Annotated in this window: 13 protein-coding genes; 8 read left to right on the top strand and 5 right to left on the bottom strand. The window is 59.7% G+C overall.

Annotated elements, in window-relative coordinates; all coding sequences use genetic code 11:
* Positions 1 to 2: 2 nt before the first annotated feature.
* The 5 genes from CGA21_RS14915 to CGA21_RS14935 all read left to right on the top strand — a co-directional run bounded on the left by CGA21_RS14915 (position 3) and on the right by CGA21_RS14935 (position 6,205).
* Positions 3 to 833 carry a carbohydrate ABC transporter permease gene (locus CGA21_RS14915; RefSeq protein WP_110747456.1) on the top strand — a complete coding sequence of 277 codons (831 nt, stop codon included), beginning with the start codon at positions 3 to 5 and terminating at the stop codon, positions 831 to 833.
* Positions 834 to 1,008: 175 nt separating this feature from the next.
* A complete protein-coding gene (locus CGA21_RS14920; protein WP_188264490.1) occupies positions 1,009 to 2,112 on the top strand; it encodes an ABC transporter ATP-binding protein in 1,104 nt (367 codons plus the stop codon).
* 15 nt (positions 2,113 to 2,127) lie between these two features.
* The gene (locus tag CGA21_RS14925) at positions 2,128 to 3,600 is read left to right on the top strand and encodes a mannitol dehydrogenase family protein (protein WP_188264491.1); all 1,473 of its coding nucleotides are present in this window, start codon (positions 2,128 to 2,130) and stop codon (positions 3,598 to 3,600) included.
* Between the two features lie 156 nt (positions 3,601 to 3,756).
* Complete coding sequence (gene xylB / locus CGA21_RS14930) at positions 3,757 to 5,253, top strand: xylulokinase (RefSeq protein WP_188264492.1); 1,497 nt, start codon at positions 3,757 to 3,759, stop codon at positions 5,251 to 5,253.
* 13 nt (positions 5,254 to 5,266) lie between these two features.
* Positions 5,267 to 6,205, top strand: coding sequence for a carbohydrate kinase family protein (locus CGA21_RS14935; RefSeq protein ID WP_188264493.1), 939 nt, complete (start codon positions 5,267 to 5,269; stop codon positions 6,203 to 6,205).
* 112 nt (positions 6,206 to 6,317) lie between these two features.
* Here the strand turns inward: CGA21_RS14935 and CGA21_RS14940 are convergent, their stop codons facing one another.
* The gene (locus CGA21_RS14940; protein ID WP_188264494.1) at positions 6,318 to 7,619 is read right to left on the bottom strand and encodes an OprD family porin; all 1,302 of its coding nucleotides are present in this window, start codon (positions 7,617 to 7,619) and stop codon (positions 6,318 to 6,320) included.
* A 356-nt stretch (positions 7,620 to 7,975) separates the two neighbouring features.
* On the opposite strand from CGA21_RS14940, the gene CGA21_RS14945 reads away from it, so the two are divergent.
* On the top strand, positions 7,976 to 8,248 hold the full coding sequence (locus CGA21_RS14945) for a DUF2790 domain-containing protein (RefSeq protein WP_020797130.1): 273 nt from the start codon (positions 7,976 to 7,978) through the stop codon (positions 8,246 to 8,248).
* A gap of 99 nt (positions 8,249 to 8,347) precedes the next feature.
* On the opposite strand, the gene CGA21_RS14950 is transcribed toward CGA21_RS14945, so the two are convergent.
* The gene (locus tag CGA21_RS14950; protein ID WP_168758206.1) at positions 8,348 to 8,620 is read right to left on the bottom strand and encodes a DUF1652 domain-containing protein; all 273 of its coding nucleotides are present in this window, start codon (positions 8,618 to 8,620) and stop codon (positions 8,348 to 8,350) included.
* A 302-nt stretch (positions 8,621 to 8,922) separates the two neighbouring features.
* Between CGA21_RS14950 and eco the strand changes: the two genes are divergently transcribed.
* Positions 8,923 to 9,405, top strand: coding sequence for a serine protease inhibitor ecotin (eco, locus tag CGA21_RS14955; protein ID WP_168758207.1), 483 nt, complete (start codon positions 8,923 to 8,925; stop codon positions 9,403 to 9,405).
* A 61-nt stretch (positions 9,406 to 9,466) separates the two neighbouring features.
* Here eco and CGA21_RS14960 read toward each other — a convergent pair whose 3' ends face one another.
* Both CGA21_RS14960 and CGA21_RS14965 read right to left on the bottom strand, forming a co-directional pair.
* Positions 9,467 to 10,618, bottom strand: coding sequence for a PQQ-dependent sugar dehydrogenase (locus CGA21_RS14960; RefSeq protein ID WP_188264495.1), 1,152 nt, complete (start codon positions 10,616 to 10,618; stop codon positions 9,467 to 9,469).
* Between the two features lie 51 nt (positions 10,619 to 10,669).
* Entirely contained in the window at positions 10,670 to 11,014 is a 345-nt protein-coding gene (locus CGA21_RS14965; RefSeq protein WP_188264496.1) for a hypothetical protein, read from the bottom strand.
* Between the two features lie 193 nt (positions 11,015 to 11,207).
* On the opposite strand from CGA21_RS14965, the gene CGA21_RS14970 reads away from it, so the two are divergent.
* Positions 11,208 to 12,068 carry a Ku protein gene (locus CGA21_RS14970; RefSeq protein WP_020797136.1) on the top strand — a complete coding sequence of 287 codons (861 nt, stop codon included), beginning with the start codon at positions 11,208 to 11,210 and terminating at the stop codon, positions 12,066 to 12,068.
* A 119-nt stretch (positions 12,069 to 12,187) separates the two neighbouring features.
* On the opposite strand, the gene lpxO is transcribed toward CGA21_RS14970, so the two are convergent.
* Positions 12,188 to 13,087 carry a lipid A hydroxylase LpxO gene (gene lpxO, locus CGA21_RS14975; protein WP_188264497.1) on the bottom strand — a complete coding sequence of 300 codons (900 nt, stop codon included), beginning with the start codon at positions 13,085 to 13,087 and terminating at the stop codon, positions 12,188 to 12,190.
* Between the last annotated feature and the right edge of the window lie 120 nt (positions 13,088 to 13,207).

The raw sequence follows: 13,207 nt of genomic DNA on the forward strand, positions 1-13,207 counted from the left end.
CCATGACACTTCAACAATCCCGTCGTCTGCAAAGCCTGCTGCTGGGCACCCTGGCCTGGGCCATCGCGATTCTGATCTTCTTCCCGATCTTCTGGATGGTGCTGACCAGTTTCAAGAGCGAAATTGACGCGTTCGCCACGCCGCCGCAGTTCATTTTCACGCCGACGCTTGAGAATTACCTGCACATCAATGAGCGCAGCGATTACTTCAGCTTCGCCTGGAACTCGGTGGTGATTTCGTTCAGCGCCACGGCCCTGTGCCTGCTGATCGCGGTGCCGGCAGCCTATTCCATGGCGTTCTACGAAACCCAGCGCACCAAAGGCACGCTGCTGTGGATGCTCTCCACCAAGATGCTGCCGCCGGTGGGCGTACTGATGCCGATCTACCTGTTGGCCAAGAGTTTCGGCCTGCTCGACACACGAATCGCGCTGATCGTGATCTACACCCTGATCAACCTGCCGATCGTGGTGTGGATGATTTACACCTACTTCAAGGACATTCCGAAAGACATCCTCGAAGCCGCCCGCCTCGATGGTGCAACGTTGACGCAGGAAATGCTCCGGGTCCTGCTGCCGATCGCCAAGGGTGGCCTGGCCTCGACGGTGCTGCTGTCACTGATCCTGTGCTGGAACGAAGCCTTCTGGTCGCTGAACCTGACCTCATCGAACGCTGCGCCACTGACTGCGTTGATCGCCTCCTACTCAAGTCCCGAAGGGTTGTTCTGGGCCAAGTTGTCGGCAGTCTCGACCCTGGCCTGTGCGCCGATCCTGATATTCGGCTGGATCAGTCAGAAACAGCTGGTGCGCGGGCTGTCGTTTGGCGCCGTGAAATGAAGATCGACGACCCCATGCGACCCCCTGTGGGAGCGAGCCTGCTCGCGAAGGACGTGAACGCTGATGCGGACCGTCTGGAAAAAACCGTCGCCTGACAGTTCTTCGCGAGCAGGCTCGCTCCCACAAACACTCTATCCGGTTTAACCCGAATAAAAACACGTGGAGGCCCATCCTCATGGCCAACCTGAAAATCAAGAATCTGCAAAAAGGCTTCGAAGGCTTCTCCATCATCAAGGGCATCGACCTGGAAGTGAACGACAAGGAGTTCGTGGTGTTTGTCGGCCCGTCCGGTTGCGGCAAATCGACCTTGCTGCGCCTGATAGCCGGGCTGGAAGAAGTCAGCGGCGGCACCATCGAGCTCGACGGCCGCGACATCACCGAGGTCAGCCCAGCCAAGCGCGACCTGGCGATGGTGTTCCAGACCTACGCCCTGTACCCGCACATGAGCGTGCGCAAGAACATGTCGTTCGCCCTTGACCTGGCCGGCGTACCCAAAGCCGAGGTCGAGAAGAAAGTCGGCGAAGCAGCGCGCATCCTTGAACTCGGACCGATGCTCGAACGCAAGCCCAAGCAGCTGTCCGGTGGCCAACGGCAACGCGTTGCGATTGGCCGGGCGATCGTGCGCAATCCGAAAATCTTCCTGTTCGACGAACCGCTGTCCAACCTCGACGCCGCGCTGCGGGTACAGATGCGCCTTGAATTGCTGCGTCTGCACAAAGACCTGCAAGCCACCATGATCTACGTGACCCACGACCAGGTCGAAGCAATGACCATGGCCGATAAGGTCGTGGTGCTCAATGGCGGCAACATCGAACAGGTCGGCTCGCCACTGGACCTTTATCACCAACCCGCCAACCTGTTTGTCGCAGGCTTTCTCGGCACACCGAAAATGGGCTTCCTCAAGGGCCAGGTCAGCCGGATCGACGGCCAGGGTTGTGAAGTTCAACTGGACGCCGGCACCCGCATCAGCCTGCCGCTCAGCGGTGCCAGCCTGAGGGTCGGCGGCGCAGTCACCCTGGGCATTCGCCCGGAACATCTGGAACTGGCCGCACCCGGCGACTGCACACTGCAGGTCACTGCCGACGTCAGCGAACGGCTGGGCAGCGACACCTTTTGCCACGTGCGCACAGCAAACGGCGAAGCCTTGACCATGCGCGTGCGCGGCGACCTGGCCAGCCGCTACGGCGAGACCCTGGGCCTGCACCTGGACGCCAGCCACTGCCATCTATTCGATGCCGACGGCGTGGCACTGACCCGCCCGTTGCGCGTTGCCGCCTGATTTAGAGAGCCTTCGATGAAACTCAATAAACACAACCTGCAGCGCCTCGCACCCGAGGTGGCCCTGCCCGCCTACGCCCTGAGCGACACCCGCCAAGGCATTGCGCACATTGGCGTCGGCGGTTTCCACCGCGCCCACCAGGCGTATTACACCGATGCGCTGATGAACCAGGGCGAAGGCCTGGATTGGGCCATCTGCGGCGTCGGCTTGCGCGGCGAAGATCGCCGCGCCCGGGATGATCTGCGAGCACAGGACTATCTGTTCACCCTGTTCGAACTCGGTGACAGCGACGACACCCAAGTGCGAATCATCGGTGCCATCCGCGACATGCTGCTGGCCGAAGACGATGCCCAGGCGCTGATCGACAAGCTCGCCAGCCCCGAGATCCGTATCGTCTCGCTGACCATCACCGAAGGCGGCTACTGCATCGACGACAGCAACGGCGAGTTCATGGCCCACTTGCCGCAGATCCAGCACGACCTGGCGCACCCAAACGCACCGAAAACCGTGTTCGGTTTCCTCTGCGCCGCACTGGCCAAACGCCGCGCAGCAGGCACGCCGGCATTCACCTTGATGTCCTGCGATAACCTGCCGCACAACGGCGCGGTTACCCGCAAGGCCCTGCTGGCCTTTACCGCCCTGCTTGATGCTGAACTGCGCGACTGGATCGAGCACAACGTAAGTTTCCCCAATGCCATGGTCGACCGCATCACGCCGATGACCAGCACCCGACACCGCCAGCAACTAGCCGACCAGCATGGGGTCGACGATGCCTGGCCGGTGGTCTGCGAACCGTTCGTGCAGTGGGTGCTGGAGGACAAGTTCGTCAACGGCCGCCCGGCCTGGGAAAAGGTCGGGGTGCAGTTCACCGACGACGTCAGCCCTTACGAAGAAATGAAAATCAAGCTGCTCAACGGCAGTCACCTGGCCCTGACTTACCTGGGGTTCCTCAAGGGTTACCGCTTCGTCCACGAGACCATGAACGACCCGTTGTTCGTGCGTTTCATGCGTGCCTACATGGACCTGGATGTGACACCGCAGCTGTCGCCAGTGCCGGGGATCGATCTGACCGAGTACAAAAACACCCTGGTGGCACGCTTCTCCAATCAGGCGATTGCCGATCAACTGGAGCGCGTGTGCTCGGACGGTTCGTCGAAGTTTCCCAAGTTCACCGTACCCACGATCAACCGACTGATCGCCGATGGCGGCGAAACTAAACGCGCGGCGCTGATCGTTGCGGCGTGGACCTTGTATTTAAAGGGGGTGGATGAGAATGGCGTTACCTACTCTATTCCTGATCCGCGAGCGGCGTTTTGTCAGGCGCTGGTGGTTGATGATGATTTGATCACCCAGCGGTTACTGGAGGTCGAGGAGATTTTTGGTAGGGCGATTCCACGTTCGGCGGCGTTTGTCGCGGCGTTCGAGTGGTGTTGCAACAGCTTGCGAGAGGTGGGAGTGACACGGACTCTGGAGCGGGTCCTGGCGTGATGACGGTGGCGTGCCCACTGCCGTCTTCGCGAGCAGGGTCGCTCCCACAGGGATTAATGTCGTACAAAAATCCATGTTCCACCCCGGACTTCTGTGGGAGCGAGCCCGCTCGCGAATGGACTCACCGAAATCGACCTGGCATACCAAGGATCCAACATGGCAATCCAGCAACTATTCCTCGGCATCGACTGCGGCACCCAAGGCACCAAAGCCATCATCCTCGATGTGCTCAGCGGCCAGGTCCTGGGCCAGGGCGCCGCAGCGCATTCACTGATCAGCGGCGCCAACGGTCGTCGTGAGCAAGACACCGCGCAATGGCTGGAGGCATTCGCCCTCGCCACTCGCCGCGCATTGCTGGCGGCGAATATCGATGGCCAGCGCATTCTCGGTATCGGCGTGTCCGGCCAACAACATGGCCTGGTGCTGCTCGACGAGCAAGGCCAGGTCCTGCGCCCGGCCAAGCTCTGGTGCGATACCGAGACCACCGCGCAGAACGATCGACTGCTAAAGCACCTGGGTGGTGAAAAAGGCTCGCTGGAACGCCTCGGCGTGGTGATTGCACCGGGCTACACGGTTTCGAAATTGCTCTGGACCCAGGAACAATACCCCGATGTGTTTGCGCACATCGCGCATATCCTGCTGCCCCACGATTACCTGAACTTCTGGCTCACCGGTCGTCGTTGCAGTGAGTATGGCGATGCCTCGGGCACGGGTTACTTCAACGTGCGCACCCGCCAATGGGATTTGCAGCTACTGCGCGACATCGACCCCAGCGGGCGTCTGCAAGCCGCGTTGCCGGAACTGATCGATGCCCATCAAGCTGTCGGCACGGTACTGCCGGACATTGCCGAACAGTTGGGCATCAACCCGCAGGCGCTGGTGTCCAGCGGCGGTGGCGACAACATGATGGGCGCCATCGGCACCGGCAACATCAAGCCGGGCGCGATCACCATGAGCCTCGGCTCATCCGGCACGGTGTACGCCTACGCCGAGCAACCGAAAGTCAGCGCGGACGCGGCAGTCGCCACATTCTGTTCATCCACCGGCGGTTGGTTGCCATTGATTTGCACCATGAACCTGACCAACGCCACGGCGTCGATTCGGGCACTGTTCGATCTGGATATCGAGCGTTTCAATGCGCTCGTTGCCCAGGCCCCCATCGGCGCCGAAGGCGTGTGCATGCTGCCGTTCCTCAACGGCGAACGTGTCCCCGCCCTGCCCCATGCCACCGGCAGCGTGCTGGGACTGACCCTGAGCAACCTGACCCGGGCCAATCTGTGCCGCGCCGTTGTAGAAGGCACAACCTTCGGATTGCGTTACGGACTGGACCTGCTGCGCCACAATGGCTTACAAAGCCAGCGCATTTGCCTGATCGGTGGTGGCGCCAGGAGCGCGGTGTGGCGGCAGATCGTCGCCGACACCCTGAACATGAACGTCGTCTGCCCCGAGCAAAGCGAAGCCGCCGCCCTTGGCGCGGCGATCCAGGCGGCATGGTGCACGTCCCGGGCAAACGGGCATGAGCTCAGCCTGGCGGATCTGTGCGAGCGCTGCGTGAAATTCGATCCGGCCAGTGAAACCTTGCCGATCGCGCAAAACGTGGCGGCCTCGCAGCTGGCCTATGAACGCTATCGACAACATGTCGCAACCCTATAAAGAGCGAACAACTATGTATCTGGTGTGTGGCGAAGCGCTGTTCGATTTCTTCAGTGAAAACGACGCCAGCGGCCTGGCTTCAAAAGTAAATTTCAAGGCCATTGCCGGTGGCTCGCCGTTCAATGTCGCAGTGGGTTTGCGCCGCCTGGGCGTGGAGGCTGCGTTGTTGGCCGGGTTGTCCACCGACTACCTTGGCCGACGCTTGCTCCAGGTGCTGGAGGAGGAAGGCGTACGCACGGACTACCTGGTGGATTTTGCTGCACCGACCACCCTGGCGATGGTGGCGCTCGGGGCCAATGGCTCGCCCCACTACAGCTTTCGCGGCGAAGGCTGCGCGGATCGACAACTCAAACCCGAGCATCTGCCGGCGTTGGGGCCACAAGTGCGCGGGCTGCACATCGGTTCGTTTTCTTTGGTGGTGCAGCCGATTGCCGACACGCTGCTGGAACTGGTGCGCCGGGAGAGCGGCAAGCGCCTGATCAGCCTTGATCCGAACGTGCGGCTCAATCCGCAGCCGAACATCGAGCTGTGGCGTTCGCGGATTGCGACACTGGTCGAGTATGCCGACCTGATCAAGGTCAGCGATGAGGACCTGAGCTTGCTGTACCCCGGGCAGGACCCCGCGCGGGTGGTCGAGGGCTGGCTGCAACACCGTTGTCAACTGGTGTTCCTGACCCGTGGCGGCGAAGGTGCGAGCGTATTCAGTCGGGGCCACGGTTCTTGGTCGGTGCCGGCCTGCGCGGTGACCATCACCGACACCGTGGGCGCTGGCGATACCTTCCAGGCGGCGTTGATTACCTGGCTGACCGAGCAGGGGCTGGATTCGGTCGAAGGCGTTCGCCAACTGAGTCGCCAGCAGATCGATGAGATGGCGAGGTTTGCGGTGCAGGCGGCGGCGCTGACGTGCAGCAAGACCGGGCCGGATTTGCCGTATCGGCATCAGTTGGATTGATCGTTCCAACGCGCAGCAACGGAATGCCTCAACGGACGCTCCGCGTTCGGCCTTTCGGGACGCAGAGCGTCCCGGGCTGCATTCCTTTGCGGCGCGTGGGAACGATCAAACGCTACAGGATCGAAAAGTTGTAGCTGACGATCAGGCGCGTCTCATCCACATCCCGGGCATATTGCTCGTAGTTGGTGCGGTAGGTCGCATTGCGCAACCGCAGGCTGACATCCTTGAACGTCCCGCCCTGCACCACATACTTGAGCTCGCTGTCACGCTCCCACTCTTTGCCTTCCTGATCGCTGCCTGGCACCTTGATGTGGTCACCGTTGACATAGCGGGTCAGGAAAGTCAGGCCGTTGATGCCGATGGCCTTGAAATCGTAATCGTATCGCAGCTGCCACGAACGTTCCTGCGCCGCGGCGAAGTCGTTGACCTGCAGGTAGTTGACCAGATACGGATTGCTACCATCGAGGTACGGCATCGAGTTGTCGCCATTCATGCGCTGCCAGCCAGCGCTGAACGTATGGCCGCCGTTGGCATAAGCGAGCATCGTGCTCAGCGCGCGGTTGTCAATGGAACCGGCGCGGGCGGCGCCGCTGTCGGCACTCTTGAGCAAGCGCAGATCGGCCTTGAGCACACCGCCACCCAGGGGTTGACTGGCCAGCAGGCCGAGAAAATGCTGACGGTAGATGTCTTCCAGTTCAGCGTAGTGATACTGGGCTGTCAGCCGCTCGTTGATCCGGTAATCGAAGCCGTACATGTCGAAATGGTTGGCCGTGATGTTGCAGGCATAACGCTTGTTCTTGCAGTGCAGGCGGATGTCCTGGGAATCGGTGGAATCCCGGGCGGTGTACTTGTCCAGGCGCGCGGCCATGAAGTTCAGATCCTGCACTTCCCTGGACGTGAGCATCGCACCGTTGAACATGGTTGGCAGCAAGCGACCGTCGTTGTACTTGAGCAGCGGCACATCCGGCAGCAGCGCGCCGTACTTCAGCACGCTTTGCGAAACGCGCACCTTGGCGGTCAGGCCCAGCTTGGTGTATTCATCCGCCGAACCACGCGGGTTACTGCCGCTGGACGGCAGCAAGCCGCTGTTGCTGCTGTCCGGGCTGGAATCGAGCTTGAATCCCGCCATGCCCAATGCATCGACACCGAACCCGAGCGTGCCCTCGGTGTACCCCGATTGCAGATTCAGAATGAAACCCTGGGCTGACTCTTCGCGCTTGGACGCGCCCTGCTCGTTAGAGGTGTGCCCGTCACGAAAATCGCGGTTGAAATACACCGTACGTGATTCGATTTTCGCTGTGCTGTCATCGATAAAACCGCTCGCTTGAACCGGCCCGGTAAAACCGGCGCACAGGACCAGGGCGCCGAAGCCGAATGACTGGCGAGCGCGGATGAACGTAAAAGGGGGACGCATTAAAAAAAGCTCCAACAATGCAGCGTTTGCGCCAGGGCGCAATCAGCCAGAAATAGCCTTCGCCCGAACCAGTAGAGGATCGGGCTGAAGTAAACACGCGGGGGTGAGCAGCAATGATGGCAGAAGGCTTTTTCTCGCTGCAGACGACTTTAGTCTCAATAGTGATCCGGTTTGATGGGAAAATGCCGCCGAACGGTAGTGGCAGTACGACAGGTGGCGTTCAGCCAAGTTAACCAATGCTTAATCGCGCAGTCCAACACTCTACTGGACCGCACGCCCTCAGAGCCCTCTGACGCCCAGTGCGGCAGGTTCGACGACACGTCGAGCTAACTTGCGACTGCACTGGAGATTGCCTCATGAACTCGCGCGCCCTGCTCGTTTCAATCGCCCTTTTCTGTGCCTCATCGACCGGCATTGCACAGGCCAACGACACCACGTCCACACAAAACGTGCCTTCCTATCACTACGGCATGCCGTTGCACGTGGGCAAAGTGATTGCACTGAACGAACCCACCACCCTGGATTGCGAAGTGATCACAGCGACGATGAAATACATCGACTCACAATCGGGTCAACCTGCAGAAATCGCCTACCGAAAACTGTCTGACGCCTGCAGTTATCAAAACTGAAGGGAAAGGACCAAAATAGTTGCTCGCAGTTAAAAACAGACGCGCCGGGTCTGGGGTTTTCCCGCCCCGGCGCGAATCGGTAGAGCATGAAATCCCGGCTTAAAACGCTTTACGCAGCCCTTGGTTATGCCCGGGTTCTGTGTAATGGTTTTGAAGATCGGTACGCAGGACAGCTATCAGCTCGTTGATTTCCCGACAGCCATTGAGTTGATGGGCATCGATACCGGTTTTTACCAGATCGAGCTGATCGGTCTCCCCATCGGCATACACTTTGACAGTCATGGACATGTCCGGCGACAGCGTGCATTGACAGCGTCTCGGTAGAAAACTGCTTTCAATGATGTTGCGTAGTTCCAAGGCAGAAAGAAACATGGCGACCTTCTCCGTTGTGAGACTGCCAATTAATCATCGACACTGACTCATATGGAATCCCGGTCAGCTTGAGAACAGCTACAGCATAAAACATGCCTTGAATCTCGCTGTGCAGCTCATCGGCAAATCAAGGGGTTATTGTAAGGACTCGTGATTTCGGTCATGCAAATTGCAAAAAAGGTTGATGAAGGCCCTGCAAATTGCATGTTCAGGCAAAGGATTTGCATTGGCCGCTGCCGGCGTCGAGAATGGCGCCCGGCCGATCAAGAATCGGCTCACCTACACCTACGCAAGGAGGCATCATGGGTTCATCGACCATCAGCACCACCATCGGGCTGATCGCCGTCACGCTGTCGAGCATCGCCCATGGGGCAAAGCTCGAAGATGTTGCGCCCTTTCCGAAACCTGAAAAGGGTTTCAGCCGTCAGGTCATCCACCTCGCCCCGCAAACCCGTGAAGACGACTTCCAGGTCCAGATCCTTGCTGGCAAGACACTGGAAGTCGACTGCAATCGCCAACGCCTGGGCGGCATTCTCGACGAGAAGAACCTCGAAGGTTGGGGGTATCCGTTCTACCGCCTGGAAAAAGTCATCGGCCCGATGAGCACGCTGATGGCCTGCCCGGATGGCAAGCGCCAGCAGGATTTCGTGCCGGTGGTAGGTGACGGTTTCATGCTGCGCTACAACAGCAAACTGCCGATCGTGCTCTACGTGCCCAAGGACATCGAAGTTCGCTACCGGGTCTGGTCGGCCTCGAGCAAGGTTGAGAAGGCTGTCGAGGAATAACTGCGATTTTGAGCCCGGTCTACCCGATCGCTCCCTAACGTGAGAACGATCGGGTGAAGCGTTATTTCAACCCTATCTTGTACAACGCTCCGTCCTCTTCATCGGTCAGCACATACAAATACCCATCCGGCCCCTGCCGCACATCGCGGATGCGCTTGTCGAGTTCGCCCAGCAAGCGTTCTTCGTGGATCACCTTGTCGCCGTCGAACTGCAGGCGAATCAGTTCCCGGCTCACCAGCGCGCCAATGAACGCGTTGTGCTGCCAGGCCTTGAAGCGGTCGCCGTCGTAGAATGCCAAGCCGCTCAGGCCGGGGGATTTTTCCCAGACATGATGTGGCCCAAGAGTACCTTCGGCGGTTCTACCTTTGGCTTCCGGAATCGGCTGGCCCGAGTAATTGATGCCGTGGGTGGCCAGTGGCCAACCGTAATTCTTGCCGCGCTCGATGATATTGACCTCATCACCGCCCAGTGGACCGTGTTCGTTTTCCCAGAGCGTGCCGGTCCAAGGGTTGAGCGCCGCGCCTTGTGGATTACGAACGCCGTAGGCCCATATTTCCGGGCGCACGTTGGCCTGTCCGACAAAGGGGTTGTCTTCAGGCACCTGGCCGTCGGGATAGATCCTTACGACCTTGCCCTGCAACTTGTCGAGGTCCTGGGCGGTGGGCCGGTCGTTGTTTTCCCCCAGGGTAATGAACAGGAAGCCGTCCCGGTCGAAAACCAGCCGCGAACCAAAGTGGTTGCCCACCGAGAGCTTGGGCTCCTGACGGAAAATTACCCGCAAATCCTTCAGTGTCGTCAGGTCTTCGGACAACCGGGCGCGGCCAACCGCGGTACCCGCCTTGCCACCCTGGCCGCCGCCTTCGGCGTAGGACAAGTAAATCATCCGGTCTTGCCTGAAGTCGGGCGACAGCGCCACATCCAGCAAGCCGCCCTGCCCCTTGGCCCAGACCTTGGGCACGCCGTTGAGCGGTGCTGACAACTTGCCGTCGGCCGTCACCACACGCAGGTTGCCCGGTCGCTCGGTGACCAGCATGCCCTGGCGGTCCGGCAGAAAAGCCAACGCCCAGGGGTGCGCAAGTCCCGAGGCGATCAGCGTCACCTCAAGGGTGCCCTGCTCGCTTTGCATGTTCTGGGTGGTCGCTGCCAGAACAGGCGCGCTGGCGGCTAACAAGGTGCTGGCAAAAAAAGTGCTCAGGAGGCTACTACGCAACATGCACGATTCCTTTTGTCATGGGATTGGCCAACAGGACGCCAGCCCGATCCTTCAAGGGCTACGGGGCGGTGGATTGGGGATGAACTTCGGAGCACTGCTGGGGGCCGAGCGATCCTGGGGGTAGCGATTGCCGATGCCGCCGTTGTCAAGGGTGGGCGGTCGTGGCACAGGTACGGTGTTCGGCCCACGGATGGCCGGGGCACTGGGCTGGGTGCCTTGCATGCTGTTTGGATTGGCCCGGCGGATCGGACTGTTGTAGGGATTGTTGTGGGTGCTGCCCGGCAGGTTTTGCGCCAACTCTATCGGTGCACCGGGCGAAGCGATGTCGGCCTGAGCCATGTGACCGAGTACGCCGCTCAATGCCAGCACGATAAGGCCAGGTACGTATCGGTTCATTGGCGAGCCTCGCGATGGATGCGTGAGTAGAGTCTTCCATTGCACGCTACGCCTGGGATCGGGATTTGTTAACCCAAACTTCCCGGCAAGATGTAACACGACGTGGAGCCACAGCCCCACCCGGCCCTGCAGGCCGCTGAAACTTTTTCACGAGGCCCAAGGTCACCTGAACATCACTTTCGGAAAGACGACCATGGCACGGGCAATCTGGAAAGGCGCGATCAGTTTCGGGCTGGTGCATATCCCTGTGGCGCTGGTCTCGGCGACGTCCTCCCATGGGGTGGATTTCGACTGGCTCGACAGTCGCAGCATGGACCCGGTGGGCTACAAACGCGTCAATAAAGTCACCGGCAAGGAAGTTACCAAAGAGCACATCGTCAAAGGCGTGCAATACGAAAAGGGGCGATATGTGGTGCTCAGCGAGGAGGAGATTCGCTCGGCGCATCCACTTTCGACCCAGACTATCGATATCTTTGCCTTTGTCGACAGCAAGCAAATCCCGCTGCAGAACATCGACACGCCCTACTACCTGGCACCGGATAAACGCGGCGGCAAGGTCTATGCCCTGTTGCGCGAAACCCTGACCAAAACCAATAAAGTCGCGCTGGCTCGCGTAGTGCTGCATACCCGCCAATATTTGGCGGCCTTGATGCCGCTGGAATCGGCCATGGTCCTCGTGAAGCTGCGCTGGCCAGCGGAAGTGCGCAGCCTGGACGAGTTGGCATTAGGCCCGGATGTGACCAAGGCCGAGTTGGCCAAGGGCGAACTCGACATGGCCAAGCGCCTGGTAGAGGACATGAGCGTCGAATGGTCGCCAGAGGATTACCGGGACGAATTCGAAGACAAGATCATGGCCCTGGTGGACAAGAAAGCCCATGAAGGGAAAATCGAGGATGTTGAAACAGCCACTGGCGAAGAGGAGCGCAAGACCGCGGATGTCATTGACTTGACTGAGTTGCTCAAGCGTAGCCTGGGGGGCAAGGGCGCAAGCAAGGAGACAGCCAAGGCCAAGTCGCCGACAAAGCCGGCGGCGCGGAAAAAAGTCAGCAAGTAAGGGGTTGAACGTTCCGACCTCATCGCTGGCAAGCCAGCTCCTGCAAAGATAGGCGGTTGCCAGAAAACCTGTGGGAGCGGGCTCGCCGACGATGACGTCAGTTTTGACAAACGAACAAGTCAAACCAGGACAAAAATCGCCAGCAACCCACCAAAGAACGCCCACTTCTGCAGGTAATAAAGCTTGCGATTACGTTTTTTCAAGGCTTTGCCATTCAAGCGGATCTTGTAAACCTTGCCGAACAGGCGGTTGATGCCACCGGTCTTGTCGCCCGCCTCATTCGGCGCACCGGCAGCCGCCATCACATGGCGGCTGAACCAGCGGTTGAATGCGGCCACCCAGCGGTACTTCATCGGACGCTCCACATCGCAGAACAGAATGATGCGGTTCTGCTCGGTAGTGTTGTTTGCGTAATGAATGAACGTCTCGTCGAACATCACCGCTTGACCGTCGCGCCAATGATAATTTTCGCCGTCGACGTTGATGTAGCAGCCCGAATCGTTAGGCGTCTCCAGGCCCAGGTGATAGCGGTAGGAACCGGCATACGGATCGCGATGGCGAACCAGTTTCGAACCCGGCGGCAATTCGGCGAACATCGCCGCCTTGATCGAGCCGATGCTCTGTACCAGTTCGGTGGTGCGCGGGCAAAGCTTCATGGCCGACGGGTGGCTATCGCCGTACCACTTGAGGTAGAAGCGCTTCCAGCCGGTCTTGAAGAAGGAGTTGAAGCCGACGTCATCGTAATCATTGGAGCGCTTGATCTCCCCCGCCTTCAGCAGGTTCTGGCCTTCGGCGCGAATCTCCTCCCAATGGGCCTGCAGTGGCGCAAGGTCGGGAAAGTCCGCCGGGTTGAGAAACGGCTTGTTGGGGATCTTCGAGAACAGGTAAAGCAAGCAATTGATCGGCGCCAGGAACGTCGAGTGGTCGCTCAGTTGGCGGCTCAGTTTGTGGCGTACACGGCCACGCAGATGGACATACGCGATGGATATAACGTAGACAGCGGCAATGATGAGTTTCACGAAAATCGTCACACGTCAGAGGTGAGCAAACTGCGCTCCCTGGCAACCAGTGGCCTGCGGAGCCTGAGTAGTGCCTGAAAACCAGACAACGGGCCCGGTGGCCCGTCCTTGAGCCGACGC

Origin of the sequence: Pseudomonas sp. PSB11 (genome assembly GCF_014596605.1) — a bacterium.
In the GTDB taxonomy this organism is placed as follows: Bacteria; Pseudomonadota; Gammaproteobacteria; order Pseudomonadales; family Pseudomonadaceae; genus Aquipseudomonas; species Aquipseudomonas umsongensis.